Raw genomic sequence first — 25,150 nt, forward strand, 5'->3', positions numbered from 1 at the left:
CACTTGCTATTTTAAAATAGAATATAATTCTACTTAAGAGTAAGTAAATATAGTTGTGTATTTAGCATAAAGTAAATATAAAAAATTAATTTCATTGATTAATATGTCTATTAAAATGATGCTTTATTCTTTTATTGAAATAAAAAAATAGATTTAATATACCCATGTTGTGCAACAATTTATTAGATTTAAATTACTTACTCTATTCATCTATACTCTTGCAATAGAAGTTTCGTGTTTTAAAAGGAATTTAATTTTTATTAAAAGGATTTTATATGAAATTAGATGGTGTTATTTAGTATACATTAAATCATTCTGTGTCAGAAATGCTCCCATCCCTCTGGGAGCATTTCCCATAGGAATTATTACTCACAAAATGAGTTATTCCATAAGTTTAAATCAAATGACAAGTTTAACGGCTTTGTTAAATCATTTGCTATATTCTGAAATTCTATTTTTGCTTGTTCTAGACGTTGTTTATCATTCTCTGGAATGAAGTTATCTTTTATAGGTAAGTCATCTAATTTATATTCTTCCAATAATATTCCATTTCCCCAACGCTGAAATAGCCAATAACTACTTGGCATCAATGTATAATTAGTGCCTGTAATTAATGTTGTTCTATCAGATTGATAATGTACAGGGATTAACTGATTAGCGATATTATCCCAAATCCAACCTTTATAAGTTCCATCAGCTAAACGAGCTATCGACCAGTGCATATCATCAGGCCGATAAAAATTAAGTTCTGCTAAAGGCATATAAATTGGACTATTTGTAGATAATGAGGCTTGAATAAGGCCATTTTTAAAATAAGAGATAGCCAATATTTTGTTATTGTTAGTTAATTTTAAATGACAACTATTCCATTGTGTTATTCTCAATCCATTTTTTTCTGAAATTTCTGGAATTGAAATTACGGAATCTGTTGTACTGTTTTTTTCGGGTAGATAGTAATGGCCTGTAATATATTCACCATTATTGCCATAAAACTGCCATGTTGCTAAAGGTGAGGATTTAAAAGAAGAATTAAAAATAAAGAGAGAAAGCAGAGCAATAGTCAAAAAAAGAAATATTATTTGTGTTTTTTTAGTCATTTTACTTTATTGCCTATTTACTAGTAAAGTTGTATAAGTTTAGTGTAACAGAAACTCATTATTTAATTAAAAAACGTAATCTGTTTTGCCAGAAAGAGGGCGTGTATAGCTTCATGTCTTTAAGGTAAATACTTAAATAGGATTGTATAATGATTAAAAATTCGATTTTAGCCTCACACGCTTTTTTAAATGAGATGGAAAATGATGGATATTATCCAGCCCATCTTGTAAAAAAAGGACAAGCTTTACTTAAAGCACTGTGTTTAAAAATTGAAGCAACATCGCCTAAAAGTTTAGCAGAACTTTATATTCTAACTCAAAAGACGACAGAGCAATTTAATGATCTTGCAGAAGAGTTTTGTGAAGAAGGGAGTGATATTGAGACTGTTGCAAGAGAGTGTATTGCGGAAGATTTCGGTATTATTGCTGATGAATATGGTTTTGAAGATGCTGATATAGAAGAATTAATAGCAACAAGAGATTGGTAAAAATGATGAGAAAACAAGATAATGTTTTCTCATTTTCATTAAATTTAATTATTTTCTTAAATAAATAAAATTTATACAAATTCAAAGTGACGTGTATTTATATCACATCATTTACTATCTAGATGATAATGAGAATAATTTAATTAACGAAGAAATGTTTATTAATGCATTCGCCTACAGTCTTATTTTTATTTCTTTCAATAAGACCTTAATTGTGCTGTAGAAAATTAAAATAATGTGATAATTTATTGAATAACTTCACATATTTTAATAACTATTAAATTTAGCTAAGAATAAATAATAACTTATAAGTGGGTTATTTATCATCACAATGTGAAGTTGGGCATCGCCTTGATGGGTAAGATCCGATAGCCTTAAACTTGTATATTTAATTCTTTTATTTATAAGCAAAGTGATTTTCTTTGCATAAATTCTTATTGATAGCAGGAGGCTTTATATGAGTTTGTTGTTTTCCCCTAAAAAATTAGGCCCCCACCAGTTAGATAATCGTATTATTGTTGCGCCTATGTGCCAATATTCGGCACAAGATGGTTATCCGACAACATGGCACACAATGCATTATGGACAGCTTGCATTATCTGGCGCTTCACTTGTGATTGTGGAAGCGACCGCAGTAGAACCGAGAGGCCGTATTAGCTATAAAGATTTAGGAATTTGGTCTGATCAGCATGGTTGTGAATTAAAAAAACTGGTCGATAATATTAAACAATATTCCTCTGCTAAAATTGGTATACAAATTGCTCATGCGGGGCGTAAAGCGTCAACTGATTTACCTTGGAATGGTGGCGCGTCGCTTGCGCCAGATTCTCCTCATGGTTGGCAAAAAGTTGCACCTTCAGAAATTCCATTTGGAAAAAACCATCAGCCTTATGCTTTGACTATTGACGAAATTGAAGAGATAAAGCAATCCTTTATTGATGCCGCTAAACGAGCGGAATTAGCAGGTTTTGATGTTATTGAAATTCATGGCGCTCACGGATATTTGTTGCATGAGTTCCTATCTCCGTTATCAAACGATAGAACAGATCAGTATGGCGGTGATTTTAATCATCGTTGTCGATTATTAGCGGATGTTTTTGTTGGTGTAAAAAATGCGGTTTCTGATAATGTTTGTGTTGGTGTAAGAATTTCTGCAACAGATTGGGTTGAAGGCGGTTGGGACCTTGAAAGCGCTGTTGCTTTAACACAACATCTTGAAGAATTAGGTTGCCATTACATTCATGTTTCCTCCGGTGGATTATCAGATAAGCAAGATATTAAGCTAGGTCCTAATTATCAAGTACCATTTGCTCAGGCTATTTATAACGAAACACAACTGCCGGTTATCGCTGTCGGACTTATTACAGAGCCAGAACAAGCTGAGGCTATTTTATTAACAGAGCAAGCTGACTTTATCGCATTAGGGCGAGGGATTTTATATGATCCTCGTTGGCCTTGGCATGCTGCGGAAAAACTTAAGCAGACTATAAAAGTTGCACCTCAATATTTACGTTGTGCGCCTCATGGTAGTAAAGACTTTTTTAAATAGTTATTTTTAAGCCATGGATAATTATAAAGTGTTATGTTAATTATCCATGGTTTTTTTGAGCATATTTATGATAATACAAATAATAGTGAGTATAAATTTATTGAATGGGGAACGTGGATCGTAGAATGAAATGAAAATAAATCCTTTATTGTTTCAACCTAGGATTGCTTAAGGTGATGTGTTTTGAATGCGCACACATCATCAGAGAATTAAGCATTCTTTGATGACTCATTTATTTATAGCGAGTCATATTATGAAAAATAAACATTGGTCGCGTGTAGAATATCTGCATGAAACAGTAAAAAATAAAAATATTATCATCAAAGGACAACACAGTTATTACAGTGATTGTTGGGATGAGGGGTTTGAAGCTTCAGTTGTGCGCTATCTTCATGGTGATGAAATTAGCCTGCAATGGGAGCCACTATGGGAAATTGATAAATTATATATTGGTGATTATGTCTGTATCGGTGCACAAGCCATCATATTAATGGGGGGAAATCATACTCATCGTATGGATTGGTTCTCTCTTTATCCTTTTATGGATAAAATTGAAGAGGCTTATATAGGTAAGGGAGATACCCATATTCAAGATGGCGTATGGATAGGAATGCGTGCAATGATAATGCCTGGGGTCACTATTGGTGAAGGAGCTATTGTTGCTGCTAATAGTGTTGTTTCTAAAGATGTGGAACCTTATAGTATTATCGGTGGAACACCAGCGAAACACCTTAAGTACCGTTTTGAGCCCAATGTGATTGAGCAACTTTTATCGTTAAAAATTTATCAATGGTCAGAGAAAAAATTTGAAGCTCTCAGGCCTTATTTATGTCAATCATCAATTGATAAATTATTAATCGCGGAAGAAAAATTTATTGAATAAACTGATCCCCTAAACATAAATATGTTTAGGGGCTTTTACTTAGATATTGTTGTAATATAAATTTATAATATTATCAAAGCATAAAAATAATGTTGTTTTTTTATATGATCCTTATCTCAAATTTAAAAAGTTTTAATTTTATAAAAAAATTACTTTTTTAAAAATTAATGTTTGTTCTTGTTTTTTGTTATTTCTGTTTTTTTTCTTTAGTGATTGATTTTATTTTGAAAATAAAATGCTGTGATTTGTTTTTTTATTGACTTTATAATTATAAAATAATGTTATTATTTATTTTTAATAGAGTTTTTGAAGGGTATTAAATTATTTTATAAAATATATAATGTGTAAAAAATAAAATACATATTACTCTATATATGAGTTTATTAATTATGGAGTAATATAGGTATGATTCGAAATATAAATTTCAAGATAAAACTATTGGTTATTATATTATTTTCATCTACGTTTTCTTATGCCAATAATACCACGTTGTTAGGTGGAAATAGTAAAGCAGATGGTAATGAATCGACAGCTGTTGGATATAATACATGGGCACATTCTGATCAATCAACAGCGATTGGCGCTAATGCAGGTGCTGAAGGTGAAAATGCAACTGCAATAGGCCATAAAAGTACAGCAATAGGAGACAATGCGTTGTCATTGGGAAGTGGTGCAATGGCCATTGGTGAAGGTTCACTTTCTATTGGTTCTCAAGCTTATAGTGAAAGTAAGGATGCAATTAGTATTGGTAAAGGTGCAATAAATAATGCTGAAAATGGAGTTATATTAGGTAGCGGAAGCAATCTCGCTGATAGCGCTGATAATTCGGTTATTATTGGTAGTAAGTCATCTGGAACAGCAAGTAATGCTATTATATTAGGTGATAAAAGTAGTAATAATCGTGATAATACTTTATCAATAGGTAGTGACAAAAACCAGCGACAAATTATTAATGTTGCAGCAGGAACTGAAGATACAGATGCGGTTAATGTTTCTCAATTGAAAGAAGAAAAAAATAATATTCTTACTGAAACGGATAAGCATATTAGTGATAATAATGTCGTTATTTACGATAAGATTGAGCAGGAAAAAAGTACTCTTATTAAAGAAACAACAACTCAAATAAATGAAAATAATAAGTTAATACAAGAAGATATCTCAAAAGCAAATGAAGCTGTATTAAAACAGAGTGAATCTAAGGCGAAAGCATTAGCTGAAGATTCAAATAAAAAATCAAATCACTATACCGACAGTAAACTAAACGAACATCAAGATAATATTGTTAATTATATCAATGAAGAAAAAAAAGAATTTTATCTTTATACCGAAGATAAGTTTTTAGAAATGAAAGAAGGTATTGAATCTTATACTGATAATAAAGTTAATGATATAAAGGAAGGAATAGAAGAACATACTAATAATAAAATCCTTGAATCTGAAAGTAATATTAAAGATTATACAAGTAATAAATTTATTGAAATTGAAAATAGTGGCAAAGAATATACTGATTTAAAAGTTAATGAACATGATAAAAAAATAGTTGAACATGTTAGTAATATAAGAGATGAAATTACAAATTCAACAGAAGGAAAAGTAAAAGCGTCAGAAAAAAAAGCGAATAGTTATACTGATATAGAAATTAGTAAAATTACTTCTGGGGTGAATGGGCTTATTGGTAAAAATAATGAAAAAATAATAAAAGAACGTGAGAAGTATATTACTCAAAAGGGAAGCGAGTATATTAATATCACTAATAATATTATTAATGATAGAGATGAATCATTGAAGGAATATATAGAGAATGCGAAACATGATTCTATTTCTATTGCTAACGAATATACCAATAATAAAATTAAGAATATTTTTATTGATAACGATATCGCACTTAAAAATATGGATAATAAAATCGATAAAGTAGATAAAAGAGCAAGCGCGGGTATAGCCTCTGTCGCAGCAATGGCAAATATTCCCTATGTGACTAACCATACTTTTAGTTTAGGTGTGGGGGTTGGTAATTATCGTGATGCTAATGCGTTTGCAACAGGTGCTCAATATCAAATCACAGAAAGTGCAATTATTCGTGTTTCAGCTTCATGGAATACAGAAGATCGTGGTGTTGTGGGAGGTGGTGTCTCTTATGGTTGGTAAATATTTATTGTATTACGTTGTTTAGAATAAAATGAGAAATAGGGTCGTTGTCTTTTTTATATAATTGAGTGGCTTTTATGCCACCAATTTGAATAATAAGGGTAACGACCTTTGTTCTTTATGATGAGTAAATTATGATCTATCTTTATTCAGGTGGTGGGTGTTTTGAAAAGCAAGTAAGAGTAAATCAAGCGACAATAGATAAAGCGACAGAAATTGCCAAAAATAAAATGAAGAAAATCATTCAAATAAGATCGCTTGCTGATATTTCTGTTGATATTGAGGATATTGGTGCAATATTGCTAATTGAACCTACTATTGAATTAGCCCTTGAAGTGGGGCGACGATATTCACACTCTGTTGATATTGTTATTGCCGAAAGTGCAAAAATAGGAATGAAATTAACGGTTTGTCAGATTGAATTTTCAGCTAGCAAGATCTGTGTTCTCTGATCCTCTATTGTATACAGTTATCCACATTAACTGTGGATAACTCTTGTCTTACGTGTTAGTAATCTTATTACCATTTGATTTTATTGAATATTTATCGTTGATTGAAAAATACCCATTTAAATTAATTATTTTAATGTCTTGTTATTACGCAGAATAATTTACCACGTAATAAAAACTATGTGTTTTTTAATTAAGGCGGGCCAAAAGAGAGATTGTACACGTTATAAGAGATTATTTATCAAATAATGGAGTCGGTTTACCGGCATTATCGACGGCCACAAAATTAAATTGACCATGGATCACTTCTTCACGTCCTTCAGCGTACATGTCTTCAAGGAAAATAGAGACATTAACGGTTAAACTGGTGCGCCCAACCCGAATAACTTCACCGACTAGTTCAATAATTGTGCCTGATGGAATAGGGTGATTAAAATTAATTTTTTCAGTTGAAACGGTGACGAGACGTTTACGGCTAAAGCGTGTTGCGGTGATAAATGAGACTTCGTCCATCCAAGCTAATGCAGTGCCACCAAAGAGTGTTGAGTGATGATTTGTTGTGGTTGGAAAGATAACTTTAGAAACACGAGTAACTGAATTTTTAATTTTATCTTGTAGTTCAGGAGATAACTCAGAGATAGACATAACAATTAAGCCTTCTTCTTTTTGATACTGTAGGGAAATTCCCCACAGTATAAAATAGAGTAAATTGAAAGCAAAGTAGATGAATAGCTGATTATGCCGTCAGTAATTAAAAGGTAATTTTACCGGTTAGAAAAAGAGTAGCATCACCTGTCAGTAAAAGACGATTATTTTTTAATTCGCAGTTGATATTTCCACCTCGTTTTGAGACTTGTCTTGCATATAACTGTGTTTTATTGAGTTTGTTACCCCAAATGGGCGCTAATACACAATGTGATGTGCCTGTAACGGGATCTTCATTCACACCTTTTACGGGGGCAAAGAAGCGAGAAATAAAGTCAAAAGGAGCATGACCGTTAGCGGTAATAATAACGCCAGGTAAAGGCAACTGTGCAATCTGAGTGAAATCCGGTTGGTAGTTAATGACAGTCTCTGGATCAGACAAAAAGCAAACATAACGATCATGCGCTTGCCAAACTTCATCTATTTGTAAGGCTAATTTTTCTTCAAGCGATGGTTTTATATCGTTATTTAATGTTGCAGGAATGGTTGGAAAATTAAGTGTAAAGAATGTGTCTTGGCAAGAGACCGTGAGCTCACCTGAAAGCGAATGAAATTTAAAGAGATTATCTGGGGCGTGTTTGACCGTCTTTAATACAAATGCAGTGGCTAATGTGGCATGTCCACACAGAGGTACTTCAATTTTTGGGGTAAACCAACGAATGTGATCACCAACTAAAAACGCAGTTTCGGGTAAATTAATCTCATTAGCGAGAGTAATTAAGGTGGTATCGTCTAACCATTCCTCTAACAAAACGACGGCTGCAGGATTTCCTGAAAAAGGTGTAGAGGAAAAGGCATTAACATAATAAATGGGAAGAACAGTCATCGCATTACCTTAATGATAAACTATCAATAAATCGAAGATAATCAGATTAAGTGTTTTAAATTCTAGGTGCAATACATAAAAATTCCTTTTAAATAACAAAGACAAAAAACAAAAAGCCATGCCTAAATGAATGAGGCATGGCTTCAATAATGAACGCGTAAAATTAAGCTTGTGCTTTTTCTTTGTTATCTGCGCTTTGTAAAATCTTACGAACAGGAATAATTAGTGCAGCCAGAACAACAGCACAAATAACCAGAGCGATAGAAACATGAGAGAAGAAATCAGGCATTACATCAAGTTTATCAGGGCGAATATTTCCTCCCATTAAACCTGCTGCTAAATTACCTAACGCACTTGCACAGAACCATAATCCCATGACCTGGCCACGCATTCTTGCTGGGGCTAAAATAGTCATTGTCGCAAGCCCTATTGGGCTTAAGCATAATTCACCTAATGTCAGTAATAAGATGCTACCAATTAACCAAAGTGGTGAAACACCTTGTCCTGTTGCGATAACGCTTTCAGAAGCAAACATCATGACCGTGAAGCCACCTGCGGCAAATAAAATGCCAATTACAAACTTAGTCATACTGCTTAAGTTTATATTCTTACGTGCCATCATTGGCCATAACCAACTAAAGACCGGTGCAAGAATAATAATAAACAGGGCGTTAACGGACTGGAACCAAACCGCTGGGATCTCAAAGCCCATAAAGTTTAAGTCTGTATAGTCATTCGCAAATAAGTTAAATGATGTCGGTTTTTGTTCGAATGCAGACCAGAAAAGGGCTGCTGAAACCAATAATAGGAAACAAACAAATAAGCGAGAACGGTCACTACTACTTAATCCAGCAAATAGGAATAAATAGATAAAATATGCGATAACACTCCCTGAGATCACATAAACCATAAAGTTAGCAACCATAACCGGGTTAAATGGAATAACGCCTGAAATGATAAGACTAACAATCGCAATAAGAACAACGGATAAAGCTAAAATCCATTGACCGACATTACGACGAACAACCGTAGGGCGATCCCAGCTTGAATCTAACCCAACTTCACTATCAAAACGACGCATTGTGGGTACTGCATAGAAGCGAAAGATCAGTAACGCAACAAGCATACCAATACCACCAATACCGAAGCCCCAGTGCCAACCGTAATCACGAACTAAGAAGCCTGTGATGAGTGGTGCAATAAATGAGCCCATATTTATGCCCATATAAAATAAGGAGAATCCGCCATCACGGCGAGTATCATCCCTTTTATATAAGGTTCCTACCATCACAGTGACACATGTCTTAAATAGCCCTGTACCTAAGACAATCAGCAGTAGGCCGATAAAGAATAGGTTTTGTGACCAAAAAGCAGAAAGTGCAATAGAAAGATGCCCTAAGGCGATAAAGATAGATCCATACCATACTGCTAGGCGTTGACCTAACCAGTTATCAGCGAGCCAACCTCCTGGTAACGATGTTAAATACACACCGCCCGCGAAAATCCCCACAATAGCAGATGCCTGCTCTCTGGGGATTTCCATGCCACCTTCATAAACGGTAGCTGCCATAAATAAGATTAATAATGGGCGAATACCGTAGAAAGAAAAGCGTTCCCACATTTCAGTAAAGAAAAGGGAGCTTAATGGATAGGGGTGGCCAAAGAAAGTTCGGCTAGATTTTGAGTGAGTAGATTGCATCTTAAATTCCCAAAAAAAACCTCTACAGGTCGTTTGCAAGTAAAAAGAACAAAATAGTAGCAGGTGGCTAAACAGAGGTGTTTCATTCTGTTATCATTTTCCACTGCATTTAATTAATATATTTTTAACATACTTTTGTCAGGATTTAGTGACTAAAAGCATATTTCATACTTTATAAACCATTTTTTGGTGCAAAAGTCGATAAAAATCTCATTTTACAATAGTTAACCTTGCATTTTTTTGAAAAAATAGGACAAGTAAATTTTACTAGACTTAACAAATGGGTGTTGGGAATATTCTTAATAAACAGTGAATTACAAAAAATAGAATAAAAAAAATAACAATTAGGCCTTTAAATGTAAAAGTGTAATTTTTTGAAGAAAAAAAACTATTAACTGATCTTATTTGTGGATTTTTTGACTACTTTTCTTGTGGCGTTCTAAAGCTTAACCAAGAATAAATGAGATTAAAAAAGACAACCGCGGCGGTGAAATAAAAAACAGCTCTAAATCCATAACTTGCTGCAACAAAAGCCCCCATTAACGGTCCTGTAACATTACCCACATCCCTTAATGCTTGGTTATAGCTAAAAATTCGTCCTGCAATTGCTGGGGTAATATTGTACAAAATAAGGGTTTGTACCGCAGGTAGCATGGCCGCATTTACGGCACCTAATAAAAATCGTAATGCACCTAATTCCCAATAATTGCTGACAAGTGCCATCGGAATTAGCATAAAAATAGAAAGCCCAAGCGTAAAAATAAGGACTTTATCGGGGCCAATTCTGTCACCTAATTTACCGAAGCGAGGGGCGCTAATGAGGGCTGCAATACCAGGTACTGACGCAATAACACCACTGATAAAAGCAAGATTGCTAATAGAGCCCGCTAACTCGCGGATATAAAGTGTCAAAATAGGTGTGACAGAGCCTGTTGCAACTTGAATAATCATGGTGGTAAAAAATAAGCAAACAACCAGCCTTTTGTTTTTTAGTGATGAAAACACTTGTTTTGTCGTTAGTGCATCTTTTTTAGAGACAGGTGTAAAGTTTTCACTCACAAAAAAGAGGGTAACTAAAAAGCAAATAAATAAAACGGCAGAAGTAATAAAGAAGACGGGACGTAACCCATAGAGATCAGCAAGCATTCCTCCAATTAAAGGGCCAATTAATGCACCACTCACCGCGCCTGTTGAAAGCGTTCCTAATGCCCAACCACTTTTTTTCACTGGAACTTGTGTAGCGATTAATGCATTCGCATTAGGAACAAAACCACCTAATACACCCAATAAGGCGCGTAACACTAATAACTGCCATATATTTTGTGCAAAACCAATTAATACCATAACAATTGCCATGCCCAGTGCAGAGCGCAATAGCATTAATTTACGGCCTTTTCTATCTGATAGTTTTCCCCAAAAAGGGGCGGCAATTGCGGAAAAAAGGAAAGTAATACTAAAAGCGACACCTGTCCAAAGATTAAGCTCTTCATGGTCTGTTATGCCGAGTTCTTCTACATATAAAGGGAGGAACGGCATAATTAAACTAAAACCGGCGCCGGTGAGAAAACAGCCAAACCAGACAATATAAAGATTTCGTTTCCAAGAGTTATTTCGGGGCTTGAGATCCATGTTACTCCTTTAGCCGAGAAAGAGAGAGTAAACCAAGAAAATAGATTAAATATAACCGTAACGATGTTGACAGCGACAACAGCGAGTCGGTTTTCTTCTTTTTATAGAGAATAAGAATATAGCCATGATACAGAATAAGTGCGATAGGTCTTGCTCTTATAATGTGTTTTGCAGGAGTCTACAGCTTATGCTGTTATTTATTGGTATTATTATTTTTTATATTGTTTAATGCGTAGTGTGTGGCTGTTTATGGTTAAAACAGCCACTTGGTTATCAATGTACTTTTTTTATCTCGTTATATAAAGACGGTTCACCTTCAGGACGAGTTTTAAAACGACGATGTAGCCACATATATTGGTCAGGAGCACGTAAAATTTCTTGCTCTATCACTTTATTCATTGCATTAGCGGCATTTTCTTCACTATCAAGTGGAAAGTCAGCTACAGCCGGTGAAATGATCAATTCATACCCTTTGGCTTCTGGTAATCGCTTAGGGGTAAATGGAATTAAAGCCGGGTTTCCTGTTTTTGCTAGAATATAGGTACCTGTTGTTGTGGCTGCTTTATCAACAGCAAATAATGGAACAAAAACACTTTTACGCGGGCCATAGTCATGATCTGGTGCATACCAAAGGATTTCACCAGCCTTGAGATTGCGGATCATTCCTTTTAGATCTTTTCTATCAAGCATAAATTTGTTGGAGCGTAACCGGCCCCAAGTCTGTAGCCAATCCATAACAGGATTATCATTTGGACGATAAACACCAATACCAGGATTTAACATACCAAAAATACGTGCGCCTAATTCTAAAGTCAGAAAGTGGATCCCAACAACAATAATTCCTTGGCCTGTTTCTTGTACTTTTTGGATATTCTCTCTACCACTGACTTTAAACCAGCGTCTTACACGCCAATCCGGCCAAAACCAAGCCATGCCTGTCTCAAATACCCCCATCCCCACAGACTCGAAGTTTTTATTTACTAAAGCTTCGCGTTCGCTTTTTGGCAGTTGTGGAAAACAAAGTTCGAGATTACGTTCTGCTATTTGGACGCGTTTTTTGAGAAAAACTTTAGATAAACGACCTAGTCGTGTGCCTAGCCAATAAATGACAGGATAAGGAAGTAGAACCAGAATATAGAGTAATCCGATCCCAAACCAAGTCAGCCAATATTTAGGCTGCAAAAATGATTTTTTAAATGGAGGTGACTTTATCATAAGCCTATCTATTTACTATTTTTCCAATGAATATCTTATATTGTGACACTTTTTGGTGCAGATAAGAAATTTTGTCATAAATTAGGTGAAATTATTTCAATGCCTTGTAAAGCAGTCACTAATTCAGCAATATTTTTAACGGCCATCTTATCCATCACTTTGGCTCGATGAACTTCAACAGTTCTTATTGAAACGCAAGCAACTTCAGCAATTTCGCGATTCATTAAACCTTGAATAACATAATAAGCAATATCTTTCTCTCTTGGGGTTAATGAAGCATAACGACGGCGAATATCATGAGCTGTAAAACGGGCCTTTGTTTCAATAAATGCTGTATCTAAAGCGGATAACAGCGCATTGCTATCAACGGGTTTTTGTAAAAAATCAATAGCGCCTTTTTTGATTTCTTCAACGGCCATCGGAATATCACCATGGCCGGTTAAAAAAATCACAGAAAGTGTACTGTGCTTATCAATTAAATGCTGGTGGACTTGCCTACCATCGGGGTTTGGCATACGCATATCTAATAATACAACCCCTTGTTGATAGAGATTGACATTATTGATAAAGAATTCGCTATCATTCCAAACATGGGCTGAATAACCTAAACTTTCTAATAAAAACTGACAAGCATCAGTGACAGCAAGGTCATCATCAACAAGATGAATCGTGGGCATTTTTTCTCCATTATTTATTTTTATTAGGGAAAATAAGCGTGATTTTTAATCCAACGTTATTTTGCTCGTTTTGTTGATTTTCAATATGAATATCCGCACCTTGAGAATGCAATAATCTCTGGCAAATTACTAAGCCTAATCCAAGCCCTTCTGTTTTGGTTGTTTGGAAGGGGGAAAAAGGGTGTTCAAGCTGATTATGACTCATTCCTCCAGCATCATCTTCAATCACCACAAGCAATCTATCAGGTGCTTTATGTGTACTTATTTTCAGGTTTTTCGCACCCGCTTGCAGGCTATTAGTAATTAAGTTTGATAAAATTTGCTCTAATAAGGTTTCAGGTAAATACAGGCTATCATGCTCATTAATCTCAGTTTTTAGTGAAACATGAGGGTATTTATCTTCTACGCGTAATAGTTTCCAAATATGTTGGATACATTCCGCAATATTTTGATGAGAAAGCGAAATAATATCTGTGTTAGGTGTTTGTTTTCCAACCCATAAGCGTAGATTTCTAATGATATCAGCCCCTCGTTGTGCTTGCTTGTCTATTTGTTGCAATGCGGGTAACAGGGGGTGTGACTCATTTTCTTTTTTAAGGCGAATAACACTGCCTTGTGCGTAACTTTTAATGGCAGAAAGAGGCTGGTTAAGTTCATGAGCAAATCCAGACGCCATTTCTCCCAATATATTTAAGCGTTGAGCATGTTCTAATTCTTCTTTTTGCTGTCTTAATCGATTATGTGCATGCTCTAATTGTCGACTGCGACGCCTCACTAAATAGCTTATCCACACTTGGTTTAAAATAAGGAAAAGAATCGCCATCAATGAAAGGCCAATTATAAATTGATGCTGAATCGCCCAACTTTTTGCATCTTGCCAAAGTTGTCTTTGTCGAGGATGTTGGTTGACTTCTCTGAGTAAGTTTTCAACCTGCGTATGTGATGCAGGTGCTCCCCATTTCATCGGTTTGCTATCATCAGTGAGTAAAATACGAGTGACTTTATCAACTAATTCATCAGGGACGGTATCTAGTGCTGCAAATGACCAATTAGGGTAAAGCGGTGTACTGGTTAAACAAGGTGTATTGGTTTGATAGGAAATCACCGGTCGGTAATCACTCTTTTTTATTAATCCTTCACTGTCCATATTTTCCAACAAACAGACGGGGATAATTGCGGCATTAATATCTCCATCTCGTAAAAGATAAAGCAAAGCATCAGCCGGAAAACCAGTGAAACGTAGTGTGAAATCTTTATCTGGATCGATACCTTCTTCGCGCAACGCTTTATAACCTAAAAGATAGCCACCAAAAGCATCGGGTGCTATGGCGCCCACTCTTTTTCCTATTAACGCTTGAACGGATGTAATCGGGCTGTCATTACGAACTAAAATCAAGCTACCAATCACATTTCGTGTTGTGTTATCAGGCTCATAGCCAGAGTGTAAAGAGAGTAACCAACGTAATGGGAATGCATTATCTAATTGAATAAATTGCGCAGGATTTGTCAGTAAGAAATCAACGTTTTTTTTTGCTACTGCTAATTTCATTTCTTCAAGATTTAAAGGAACTAATACAAAGTTTTCTGTCGGGAGATGTTTATTCAATGTATCAACAAGTGGGGACCAATGCCTTTGAGTTGATGCATCTCCTCGTAGTGCTAAAACGCCGATCGTCCACACTTTTGCTGTGGCTTGTAAAGGAAGCATAAAAAAGAGCAGTAATAACCCGATGTTTACTGCTTGTTTTATCCCAATTGTCTGTTTTATCGTCATAAATATCTAATGTTAAATATTGTTTTGGATCAAGTTCACACTGGGTATGTGGTAAACCACAATAGGTGTCGTCTTCAGTAATTTTTACAATGCCCTTATAACAAAACACATACTTTTTACTTTCTATTTCCTTCACTCATTGTGAGATTGGGTTATTGAGTGATACTGGAGACAAATATGGATCTTGGAAAACGAAAATTTTTACAACAATTAGGGGTCCTTACTGCAGGTGCTTCACTAGTTCCTTTAGCGGAAGCAGGCATTAAATTATCACCTGAGCGTCGTGAAGGCTCGGAGGATAAACGCTATGGCATGCTGATTGATTTACGTCGTTGTGTAGGATGCCAGTCCTGTACTGTGAGCTGTAATATTGAAAATCAAACACCTCAAGGGCAATTTAGGACGACAGTAAACCAATATCAGGTTGCTATCAAGGGGCAAGAAGGGATAACCAACGTCTTACTGCCTAGACTATGTAATCATTGTGATGAGCCACCATGTGTTCCAGTTTGTCCTGTTCAAGCGACTTTTCAACGTAAAGACGGCATTGTTGTTGTTGATAATGAACGTTGCGTAGGTTGTGCTTACTGTGTTCAAGCATGCCCTTACGATGCACGTTTTATTAATCATTCGACTCAAACTGCGGATAAATGTACTTTCTGCGCACATCGTCTTGAAGTCGGTTTATTGCCTGCTTGTGTCGAATCTTGTGTTGGTGGTGCACGTATTATTGGTGATATGAAAGATCCAAATAGCACTATCAGCAAAATGCTACGTACCCATGAAAAAGAGCTGAAAGTATTAAAACCTGAAAGTGGTACGTTGCCACAAGTTTTCTATCTCGGCTTAGATGATGCATTTGTACAACCATTAGTTGGTCAGGGGCAACCCGCATTATGGCAGCAGGAGGTTCACTCATGATCCCGCAAGTTTCTCAAATTCAAGAAATCATGGCGATCCCGCAAGAATATTTTTGGTTACCTTGGGCTGTACAGTACTTTTTTTTCATTGGTATTGCTTGCAGTGCAACACTTTATGCATGTTGGCAGTGTTGGAAAGGTCGTTCAGGTAATCAACGTTTAGAAGCTGTTGCGGTATTTATTGCTGTGACAGCAGGGATCACGGCGCCTCTTGCTTTAACGGCTGATTTACATCAAACAGCACGTGTGTGGCATTTCTATGCTTACCCAACACCATGGTCATGGATGGCATGGGGCTCATTATTATTACCACTATTTTCAGTCTTTAGCATGCTTTACTTTGTGGCAATGGTTGTTCGCTTAGTCTGGAAACGTGAATATAAATTAACGCGCTGGGTTGCATTAGTGTGTTCATTAACTGCGATAGGTCTGCTGTTATACACAGGGCGCGAAGCTTCTATTTTGAAAGCCAGACCGGTGTTGTACACATATTGGCTACCCATCTTGCTGTTCTTTAGTGCAATGCAAGTTTTACCAACATTGTTGGCGTTAGGAACGCGTCGTGAACCCGCTCACCAACGCGAACTGGCGATGTGGTTTGTTAGCTCCTTGATACTATTGGCAGTATGTACCGGTTTTTGGCTTGCTGGTAATACGATTTCAGGCCAAGCAATTCGTCAACAACTTGCAATAGGAAGTCTTGGCTGGTGGAGTGCTATGGGGGTAATTATTCTGTGGATCATCTCTGTTGTCATGGGACTTTTGATGGCAAAACAGGCACGTTCAGTGGCATTTATTACCATTATGGCATTTGTATCAATGGGGCTTGCATGGGTATTACGTTGGTTAATGTTGATAGGTGCCCAATACATTCCAAAATATAACATAATTACAAACCCTTATGAGTTTACGCTCGGTAATGATGGGCTGATGGCAATTGTTGGTACATTTGGATTGTGGATAGCATTAACCATTATATTTAGAGAAAGTATTCGTTGGGTTGTCAGGAGAGTGCAGCATGGCTAAGTTTACAAGACGTCAATGGCTTAAAGGTGGGTTAGTTATCGGTGGTATTGCCGCATTTGCTGCCAGCTACCGTGATGTTGCTAAACGTGCCGTAGATGGCTTAGTTGATGGCACATCAGGCAAAGTGACACTTGATAGGATCAATGGCAATTCATTATTACCTGAAGGTAAGGTTGTAAAAGAGGCCAAATGGCAAGCGAATACCGCCCAATCTGTTTGTATGACGCAATGTTTTGGTTGCTGGACACAATGCGGTGTTCGTGCTCGTGTTGATAGAGCAAACAATAAAGTATTACGTATTGCAGGTAATCCTTATCATCCCCTTTCTCATGATCATCACTTTGGCTACAACATGCCAATTAAAGAAGCATTTGAAAAAATGGGAGGAGAAAGTGGGTTAGAAAATCGTTCTACAGCTTGTGCTCGTGGAGCAACCATGATGGAAAGCCTTGATAGTCCAACACGTATTCTTGAACCAATGAAACGTGTAGGTAAACGTGGTGAAGGCAAATGGAAACGCATCAGTTTTGAACAATTGATCCAAGAAATTGTTGAAGGTGGTGATTTATTTGGTGAAGGTCATGTCGATGGTTTACGTGCTATTCGTGATTTAGACACGCTGATTGACCCAAAACAACCTGCATTAGGCCCTAAAGCTAATCAGTTATTAATGACAAATGCGGGTGATGATGGACGTGATACTTTTATTCGTCGTTTCGCTCAAAATTCATTTGGTAGCAAAAATTTTGGTGCTCATGGATCTTATTGTGGATTAGCATACCGTGCTGGCTCTGGTGCGTTAATGAATGATTTAGATAAAAATGCCCACGTTAAACCAGATTGGGATTATGTTGAATTTGCTTTGTTCTTAGGAACTTCGCCAGCACAATCAGGTAACCCATTTAAACGTCAAGGTCGCCAACTAGCTAATGCGCGTATTCGTGATTCATTTAACTATGTTGTTGTAGCGCCTGCATTACCGTTAACCACTACACTAGCGAACGATCATGGTCATTGGGTTCCTGTTCAGCCTGGAACAGATGCCGCTTTAGTCATGGGAATGATCCGCTGGATCATTGAAAACAAACGCTACAATGCAGACTATCTGTCTGTACCTAGCGAAGTTTCAATGAAAAATGTTGGCGAAAAAAGTTGGACAAATGCAACGCATCTTGTGATCAGCGATGAAAATCATCCACTTTCAGGACAAATGCTCACAACGGCACACTTTAATGATGTTGCTGAAGGGGAAGCGCAAAATTTAGTGTTATCACAAGGTGGTGAATTAGTTCCTGCAACACAAGTTGATAAAGCACAATTATTTGCTACGTATAAAGTCACTTTAAAAACGGGCGCAGAAGTCACTGTGAAATCAAGTTTTCAATTACTTGATGAAGCTGCTAAACGTATGACATTGGCAGAATATAGTGAGCGTTGTAAAGTACCAGAAACGACCATTGTCGCATTAGGTCGTGAATTTACCGCGTATGGACGAAAAGCTGCGGTTATCTCTCATGGCGGTATGATGGGAGGAAATGGGTTCTATACAGCGTGGAGCGTTGTTATGCTCAATGCACTAATCGGTAACTTAAACCTTAAAGGTGGGGTATCTGTTGGTGGGGGTAAATTTAATGGTGCAACTGATGGTCCATGTTACAAAATGGAGAGCTTTAAAGGTAAAGTGAAGCCAAAAGGCATGGTGTTATCACGTAGCAAAGCTGCATATGAGAAATCTGATGAATACCGAGAGCGTGTTGAAAAAGGAGAGTCACCATATCCTGCAAAAGCACCTTGGTATCCGTTTGCTGCCGGGCAGCTAACTGAGCAATTAGGATCTGCATTAGCAGGTTATCCTTATCCATTAAAAGCATGGATCACGAATATGACCAATCCTGTTTATGGGATTGCGGGGATTCGTCAAGTGATGGAAGAGCGTCTTAAAGATCCGAAGCATCTACCTTTAATTATTGGTATTGATGCCTTTATGAATGAGACAACGGCACTGGCAGATTATATTGTTCCTGATACACATAATTTTGAAAGTTGGGGATTTAGTGCACCTTGGTCTGGTGTTCAAGTCAAAGCCAGTACTGCACGTTGGCCGATTATTGAACCTCGTGTTGCTAAAACAGCAGAAGGCCAACCTATCTCAATGGAAACATTCTGTATTGCTGTGGCAAAAGCCTTAGATTTACCAGGTTTTGGTAATAAAGCGATTGAAGATATGGATGGGAATTTCTATCCAATTAACTGTGCAGAAGATTACTATTTACGCGTTGCGGCTAATATGGCATTTATGGGGGAAAAACCTGTTTCACCTGCGACTAATGAAGATATTTTGTTGAGTGGGGTGGATAGAATTCTACCAGCAATGACTTCTACGTTAAAACATGAAGAAGTACTGCGGGTTGCATATATTTATACCCGAGGCGGTCGTTTTGCGCCTTATGATAAAGCATGGAATGGCAATGAGACTGGGCCTCAGTGGAAAAAACCATTACAAATTTGGAATGAAGAAGTTGCGAAAAACCATCATGCGATAACGGGTGAACGTTATAGTGGTTGTCCAACTTATTATCCACCACGTCTCTCAGATGGTAGTGATATTCATCAGTACTACCCTGAAAATCAATGGCCATTAAAACTAATGTCCTTTAAGTCTCATGTGGTGAGCAGTTCAACCGGTATGATCCAACGATTGAGAATGGTGAAACCGAGTAACTTGGTCGCAATTAACCCGCAAGATGGTAAAAAATGGGGTGTGAGCCATGGTGATAGGGTTCGTATTGTAACACCGGGAGGGCAAGTCGAAGCTGAGATTAGTTTACTTGATGGTGTTATGCCTGGTGTTTTAGCCATTGAACATGGTTATGGCCATCAAGAATTAGGCTCTCGCCAACATTACTTAGATGAACAACCTTTGCCGATGGACAAAGGCATTGGCAAGGGTATCAACCTGAATGATTTGGGATTTGCGGATCCAACAAGGGAGATAACTAATACTTGGTTAGACTGGGTATCTGGCGCTTCTGTTCGGCAAGGTTTGCCCGCTAAAATTGAACGTATTGACTAATTATTGACCTCCAGTTTTAAAGCATTACTTCACTCTTCAAAATGGAGAGTGAAGTAATGACATAATAAATAAGCTGTTTTTATATTATAAAATAGATACAAGATTAGTTTAATTATTTTAATATCATATGTACCCTACCTACATAATATTATAATAAATTTAAGGTGACAAACACGCCTATTAGTCACCATATTTACAGAGAGTAATAATAGGAATCGGACTCCTTTTTCTTTTTTTATTTTATAATGTAAAGATATTAGACTACTTTTCATATATGTATTTTAAAATGTTATATATGAAAAATAATTCAATTCTATTTTTTACGTTAATTTTTTCAGTAATATGCCTTTTATGTGAATATACTGTACTGCTACTGATACATAGTTTTTTAGCTATTTGGTGGTTTGGTAATTCGTTCATCCAGTAATTAATGATTTTTTGCTCTTGTGTACTGAAAATAGAACACAAAGAGTGTTTATAGGTTGGAAAAAAAACTTGGCATCGCGAGGTAAATAAAGCGGTTTTTTCTAGCACCCACGGAAGTATTCTCTTTGGGAGAATAAAACAGTTATTTGTCAATGCGATAGGCCTTTCTTTATCGGGGTAGTTCGCATCAAGATAAAGATAAAGTCGGCAATTTTTTGTTGAAATGAAAAATAATTGTAAATGTTGGCAGTGTGCTATTTCTCGGCAATATCGGGTAAGGTCAATGAATATAATATCAGGCATAGAATGATTAATATAATTATTTGCTTCTTGTATAGATGATATATCAATAATTTCATGTCTTATATTTCTTTTGGCAAAATAATGTTTTATACCATTACGAGTAAAGAAACACTCATCAATAATTAATACTTTCACAAATAACTTCCTTGTTTGCCATTATTTTATTAATTTATTAAGTTAAAGATAACTTGATTATGTGTCAATTCGGCTTATATATTGTTTTTTTTAAGATATATCGAATAAAATCATCATTATTGCTCTTGTATTAAATAATGTTTTACTTATTAATATAATTAATTATTTTTCATGATATGAGTTTGGCAAATGGATAAAATTAAAATATTGTATGGAGTTATAAAAGAGAACAGGAGTACATTGTACTCCTGCTTTGCGTTCGCTATCTTTTGTCGATCTTTTTATTAATGCTTGGTGTTGTCTGAAACAAGATCTTCAGATGATTCAATTTTATCAATACCAGCTTGAAGAATATGAATCAGCTGTTTAGCTATATCTGTTGTTAGCCAAAGTGTTTTATCTACAACGGCGTTTTCAGGATGATGCTCATTTTCAGGAAGATAATGTAAACGCAGCATCATAGCATCGTAGATATCAACAGTACTGATGTCCCAGCCTACAACAGGGTGTGTCTGAATAACTTCATTTTTTCTACTCATAATACCTCCTAATCATACAACCGGTTTTGACTAAGAGAGAAGTTCCCACACAATGTGGTTACTTTTCAGTATACGAGATTTATCGTGATTAAAAAGATAAATTTTTGTTGTAACAAAAAAATGTGTACTAGCTCTGATAAAAGAGTAATGCACCATTAACAGTCGAACAAGTGTTATATGGTGCATTTTAGATAAAAATCAAGGGGCGAGATTAATCAACAGTAATATCCCAGTGAATATCTTCATTGGCTAAGAACGGGATAAGCGCTTCATTGCCACAAAGAATTTGAGCCGGTGCTTCAACCGTTTTTTCTGTTAGTGTAATAGTACCTTCATTTATAGGTAATCCATAAAAACGTGGCCCATTGAGTGAACAGAATGCTTCAAAGTGCGCTAATGCATTAAGTTCTTTAAAAACAGTTGCATAGGCTGCTAATGCTGTAGGGGCGTTAAATACACCCGCGCAACCACAAGAGGACTCTTTTCGATGTTGTAAATGTGGTGCAGAGTCTGTCCCTAAGAAAAAGCGAGAATTGCCTGATGCGACAGCTTGTCTTAAGGCATCTTGATGAACATTACGCTTAAGAATGGGGAGGCAATAGAGGTGAGGTTTAACACCTCCGACTAACATATGATTGCGGTTAAACATCAAATGTTGTGGAGTAATGGTGGCACCGAGAAATTCATTTCCTTCTAACACATACTGAGCGGCTTCTTTGGTTGTGATATGTTCAAAAACTATTTTTAGCTCAGGAAATTGTTTGCGTACAGGAGACATAACGCCATCAATGAAACGCGCCTCTCTATCAAAAATATCAATATGTGAAGCAGTCACTTCGCCGTGAATAAGCAATGGCATGCCGATTTTTTCCATCACACTTAAGATAGGATAAATCTTTGTAATATCAGATACACCATGGCTTGAGTTTGTTGTTGCATTTGCAGGATAAAGTTTACAAGCAGTGAAAACACCTTGTAAAAAACCTTGTTCTACTTCTGAAGGCAGTGTGCTATCCGTTAAATAGCAAGTCATTAAAGGGTCGAATTTATCCCCAGCGGGGATAGCCGCTTTTATACGATCACGATAAGCGCGAGCAGCGTCAATGGTTGTAACTGGTGGGACAAGGTTTGGCATAACAATAGCTCTGCCAAAATAACGACTGGTATAAGGAACAACAGTTTTTAGCATGTCATCATCACGAAAGTGAACATGCCAATCATCAGGACGGCGAATAGTGAGGGTGATAGGTTGTGCAGTGGTCATATACCGGCTCCGTGTGTCTTAGGAAAATCGAAAGATCAAGGATTGGATTGGACTAAATAGTCAAGCCGGAAACGAATGCTAATACGAAAACGATTAAATAGCTACCATTTAATCGCATTTTTTTATTATGTATTAAAGAGTGGTGTAAGGGAAAACAGAGAATAAAATCAAATGGTTACGAGGGTGACACAAATAGAAATGGCTCCTCCAACTGGACTCGAACCAGTGACATACGGATTAACAGTCCGCCGTTCTACCAACTGAACTATGGAGGAATAACACTAAGTGGCGTGTATCATATAGCGGTCGTTTTGAGATGTCAAAGGACAATCTGCGATATTTGTTTAAGTGCGTAGATAAGCAACATTTTGTGTATTTCTAAAACAGATGCTCTAATAAAGCGGTGAGATTTTTAGCAATAAGGAATAAAAATAAAGAGACAACACATTTAATAAAAAAGTGGAGATCTTAAAAAAGACAAATTAACGAAAAAAGAGCGATGTGAATCATACAGAGTAGAGAAAGCAAAAAGCCCGCACTGTAATAGCGCGGGCTTTTCTAAATTTGGCTCCTCCAACTGGACTTGAACCAGTGACATACGGATTAACAGTCCGCCGTTCTACCGACTGAACTATGGAGGAAGCGAGTTCTCGTGAGAACGGGGAGAATAATAGCGAGAGTGATGAACTTTGTAAAGTAAAAAAAGTGAAAAAACAGTTTAAGTGGCTAAAAAATAACTAATTTATAGGCTTAAAATTAAATCAGACACTTCAAATTGAAAAATTATTTAATAAATCATATTGGGTAAAATAAAATACGTAAAAATTGGCCTTGAGATTGATGACAGAGTTATGAAAAGTTTTTGATAAAACTCAGAGAAAAAGGCAAATAAAAATAAAGAGAAATACCGCAGGAGAACAAAAGACTAGAAAGCAAAAAGCCCGCACTGTAATAGTGTGGGCTTTTCTAAATTTGGCTCCTCCAACTGGACTTGAACCAGTGACATACGGATTAACAGTCCGCCGTTCTACCGACTGAACTATGGAGGAAGCGAGTTCTCGTGAGAACGAGGCGAATAATAGCTATCCTCGCTCACCTTGTAAAGTAAAAAAATGAAAAAAAACACCGTTTGCTCAAGAGTGCATCAAGTTGTTTCTTTTTTGATGAAAATGTATAAAAAATAAATAGTTATCAGGAGATATTATGCTTCAATAGGACATTTCTATTATGCGGTGTAATTCTAAAGTCGATAAGAAGCAATAAGAGGTCTTTTCAAAAGAAAGTTTTTCATACTATTTAATAATACAATGTAAGGAATGCAGAGGTTAAATAGAAGATCCAGAGATAATGAACACTACCGATTTATCAACGCCGATTTTAATTGAGTTCGATGAATTTAAAAAAACGCTCCTTTCCCATACGAAAGATAAAGAAGGAGGTTGGGATACGGCTGTTTCTGGATTAGCGCTGTGTCACTATACAACAACGACAGAATCAGAAGGGTGGATGTATGAGCCAAGTTTGGCTATTGCTGCTCAAGGTGCAAAACAAATAACAATAGGTTTAGAAACAAATTGTTATCGCCCCTTGAATATGCTTTTGACATCGTCTGACATACCTACTTTTGCTAAAGTATGTGAAGCATCTAAAGAGGCACCATTTTTAGCTATCTTACTTAAATTAGATCTCTCTTTATTACCTGAGTTGTTAGCTGAGAATAAATTTGAATTATTGCAAGAAAGTAATCAACATAGAGCTCAACAAGTCGTTCCCGCCACTGCACCAATATTACAAGCAGTCACTAGACTTATTAAACTGATTGATACACCAGAAGATGTGCCTTTTATTGCTCCTTTGATCCAAAAAGAGATCCTTTATTACTTATTACGATCAAATGATGGGGCAAGGCAGCAGTTATTGGCATCGCAACATCCTCAATGTCGCCAAATTAATCATGCTCTTGATTGGGTTAAGCTGCATTATCGAAACACTATTCGTATTGAAGATTTGACCACGTTAGTAGGAATGAGTACCTCTTCATTTCATTTCCACTTTAAAAATCGAACGGGGATGACACCATTACAATATCAAAAATGGCTACGTCTTAATGAAGCCCGACGCATTATGTTAATTGAAATGGCAGACGTTTCTGAAGCTGCATTTAGAGTGGGATATGAAAGTCCATCACAATTTAGTCGTGAATATCATCGATTATTTGGCTTTGCCCCTTTAAAAGATATCCAACGATTAAAAGAATCTGACACTGAAAGGGTATCTTTGGATAATTAGGCAAGAATAATGGAGAAATGAGTTAAAGCAATAATG

Annotated in this window: 20 protein-coding genes and 3 tRNA genes; 9 read left to right on the top strand and 14 right to left on the bottom strand. The window is 36.4% G+C overall.

Translation table 11 applies throughout. From position 1 onward, the window contains the following. Positions 1-365 precede the first annotated feature (365 nt). Positions 366-1,097, bottom strand: a complete 732-nt coding sequence (locus GWJ05_RS12100) for a hypothetical protein (protein ID WP_036935662.1) — start codon at positions 1,095-1,097, stop codon at positions 366-368. 149 nt (positions 1,098-1,246) lie between these two features. Between GWJ05_RS12100 and GWJ05_RS12105 the strand changes: the two genes are divergently transcribed. The 5 genes from GWJ05_RS12105 (at position 1,247) to GWJ05_RS12125 (ending at position 6,617) form a co-directional block, all read left to right on the top strand. Beyond that, entirely contained in the window at positions 1,247-1,585 is a 339-nt protein-coding gene (locus tag GWJ05_RS12105) for a DUF5713 family protein (RefSeq protein ID WP_196725702.1), read from the top strand. 457 nt (positions 1,586-2,042) lie between these two features. Then, on the top strand, positions 2,043-3,134 hold the full coding sequence (locus tag GWJ05_RS12110; RefSeq protein WP_036935666.1) for an NADH:flavin oxidoreductase/NADH oxidase: 1,092 nt from the start codon (positions 2,043-2,045) through the stop codon (positions 3,132-3,134). Between the two features lie 253 nt (positions 3,135-3,387). After that, positions 3,388-4,017, top strand: a complete 630-nt coding sequence (locus GWJ05_RS12115) for a CatB-related O-acetyltransferase (RefSeq protein WP_036938939.1) — start codon at positions 3,388-3,390, stop codon at positions 4,015-4,017. A gap of 405 nt (positions 4,018-4,422) precedes the next feature. Beyond that, positions 4,423-6,165 (top strand): YadA-like family protein, encoded by a 1,743-nt coding sequence (locus GWJ05_RS12120; protein WP_036935668.1) that lies wholly within the window; start codon positions 4,423-4,425, stop codon positions 6,163-6,165. Between the two features lie 134 nt (positions 6,166-6,299). Beyond that, positions 6,300-6,617: a hypothetical protein gene (locus GWJ05_RS12125; protein WP_036935670.1), complete on the top strand. Its 318-nt coding sequence runs from the start codon at positions 6,300-6,302 to the stop codon at positions 6,615-6,617. A 231-nt stretch (positions 6,618-6,848) separates the two neighbouring features. Here the strand turns inward: GWJ05_RS12125 and GWJ05_RS12130 are convergent, their stop codons facing one another. The 7 genes from GWJ05_RS12130 to ttrS all read right to left on the bottom strand — a co-directional run bounded on the left by GWJ05_RS12130 (position 6,849) and on the right by ttrS (position 15,139). Beyond that, positions 6,849-7,259: an acyl-CoA thioesterase gene (locus tag GWJ05_RS12130; protein ID WP_036935672.1), complete on the bottom strand. Its 411-nt coding sequence runs from the start codon at positions 7,257-7,259 to the stop codon at positions 6,849-6,851. Positions 7,260-7,365: 106 nt separating this feature from the next. Then, positions 7,366-8,145, bottom strand: coding sequence for a PhzF family phenazine biosynthesis protein (locus GWJ05_RS12135; RefSeq protein ID WP_036935674.1), 780 nt, complete (start codon positions 8,143-8,145; stop codon positions 7,366-7,368). 163 nt (positions 8,146-8,308) lie between these two features. Next, positions 8,309-9,844: a peptide MFS transporter gene (locus tag GWJ05_RS12140; protein ID WP_036935676.1), complete on the bottom strand. Its 1,536-nt coding sequence runs from the start codon at positions 9,842-9,844 to the stop codon at positions 8,309-8,311. 420 nt (positions 9,845-10,264) lie between these two features. Next, entirely contained in the window at positions 10,265-11,473 is a 1,209-nt protein-coding gene (mdtG, locus tag GWJ05_RS12145; protein WP_036935679.1) for a multidrug efflux MFS transporter MdtG, read from the bottom strand. Between the two features lie 273 nt (positions 11,474-11,746). Continuing rightward, the gene (locus GWJ05_RS12150; protein ID WP_161681424.1) at positions 11,747-12,688 is read right to left on the bottom strand and encodes a Kdo(2)-lipid IV(A) acyltransferase; all 942 of its coding nucleotides are present in this window, start codon (positions 12,686-12,688) and stop codon (positions 11,747-11,749) included. Between the two features lie 74 nt (positions 12,689-12,762). Further along, positions 12,763-13,365 (bottom strand): tetrathionate respiration response regulator TtrR, encoded by a 603-nt coding sequence (gene ttrR / locus GWJ05_RS12155; RefSeq protein ID WP_036935683.1) that lies wholly within the window; start codon positions 13,363-13,365, stop codon positions 12,763-12,765. 10 nt (positions 13,366-13,375) lie between these two features. Further along, positions 13,376-15,139, bottom strand: coding sequence for a tetrathionate respiration histidine kinase TtrS (gene ttrS / locus GWJ05_RS12160; protein ID WP_036935685.1), 1,764 nt, complete (start codon positions 15,137-15,139; stop codon positions 13,376-13,378). Between the two features lie 177 nt (positions 15,140-15,316). On the opposite strand from ttrS, the gene ttrB reads away from it, so the two are divergent. Genes ttrB through ttrA form a run of 3 tightly spaced genes read left to right on the top strand, consistent with a single transcriptional unit; the run spans position 15,317 to position 20,158 of the window. Then, on the top strand, positions 15,317-16,060 hold the full coding sequence (gene ttrB / locus GWJ05_RS12165; RefSeq protein WP_036935687.1) for a tetrathionate reductase subunit TtrB: 744 nt from the start codon (positions 15,317-15,319) through the stop codon (positions 16,058-16,060). Next, entirely contained in the window at positions 16,057-17,085 is a 1,029-nt protein-coding gene (gene ttrC, locus GWJ05_RS12170) for a tetrathionate reductase subunit TtrC (protein WP_161681431.1), read from the top strand. The genes ttrB and ttrC overlap by 4 nt, the downstream gene beginning before the upstream one ends. Continuing rightward, positions 17,078-20,158 carry a tetrathionate reductase subunit TtrA gene (gene ttrA / locus GWJ05_RS12175; RefSeq protein WP_161681425.1) on the top strand — a complete coding sequence of 1,027 codons (3,081 nt, stop codon included), beginning with the start codon at positions 17,078-17,080 and terminating at the stop codon, positions 20,156-20,158. Before ttrC ends, ttrA begins: the two co-directional genes overlap by 8 nt. A gap of 261 nt (positions 20,159-20,419) precedes the next feature. On the opposite strand, the gene GWJ05_RS18675 is transcribed toward ttrA, so the two are convergent. From GWJ05_RS18675 to GWJ05_RS12205, 6 genes are all read right to left on the bottom strand, one after another. Then, a complete protein-coding gene (locus GWJ05_RS18675) occupies positions 20,420-21,022 on the bottom strand; it encodes a response regulator transcription factor (protein ID WP_087802133.1) in 603 nt (200 codons plus the stop codon). A 284-nt stretch (positions 21,023-21,306) separates the two neighbouring features. Then, positions 21,307-21,561, bottom strand: a complete 255-nt coding sequence (gene bssS, locus GWJ05_RS12185) for a biofilm formation regulator BssS (RefSeq protein WP_036935693.1) — start codon at positions 21,559-21,561, stop codon at positions 21,307-21,309. 211 nt (positions 21,562-21,772) lie between these two features. Further along, positions 21,773-22,825, bottom strand: coding sequence for a dihydroorotase (gene pyrC / locus GWJ05_RS12190; protein ID WP_036935695.1), 1,053 nt, complete (start codon positions 22,823-22,825; stop codon positions 21,773-21,775). A gap of 199 nt (positions 22,826-23,024) precedes the next feature. Then, positions 23,025-23,100: transfer RNA gene (locus GWJ05_RS12195), tRNA-Asn, on the bottom strand. A 290-nt stretch (positions 23,101-23,390) separates the two neighbouring features. Next, positions 23,391-23,466, bottom strand: a tRNA-Asn gene (locus GWJ05_RS12200). A 332-nt stretch (positions 23,467-23,798) separates the two neighbouring features. Beyond that, positions 23,799-23,874, bottom strand: a tRNA-Asn gene (locus GWJ05_RS12205). Between the two features lie 298 nt (positions 23,875-24,172). Between GWJ05_RS12205 and GWJ05_RS12210 the strand changes: the two genes are divergently transcribed. Then, on the top strand, positions 24,173-25,114 hold the full coding sequence (locus GWJ05_RS12210; RefSeq protein WP_161681426.1) for an AraC family transcriptional regulator: 942 nt from the start codon (positions 24,173-24,175) through the stop codon (positions 25,112-25,114). Positions 25,115-25,150: the final 36 nt, after the last annotated feature.

Source organism: Proteus sp. G2626, from assembly GCF_009915985.1.
Lineage (GTDB): Bacteria > Pseudomonadota > Gammaproteobacteria > Enterobacterales > Enterobacteriaceae > Proteus > Proteus vulgaris.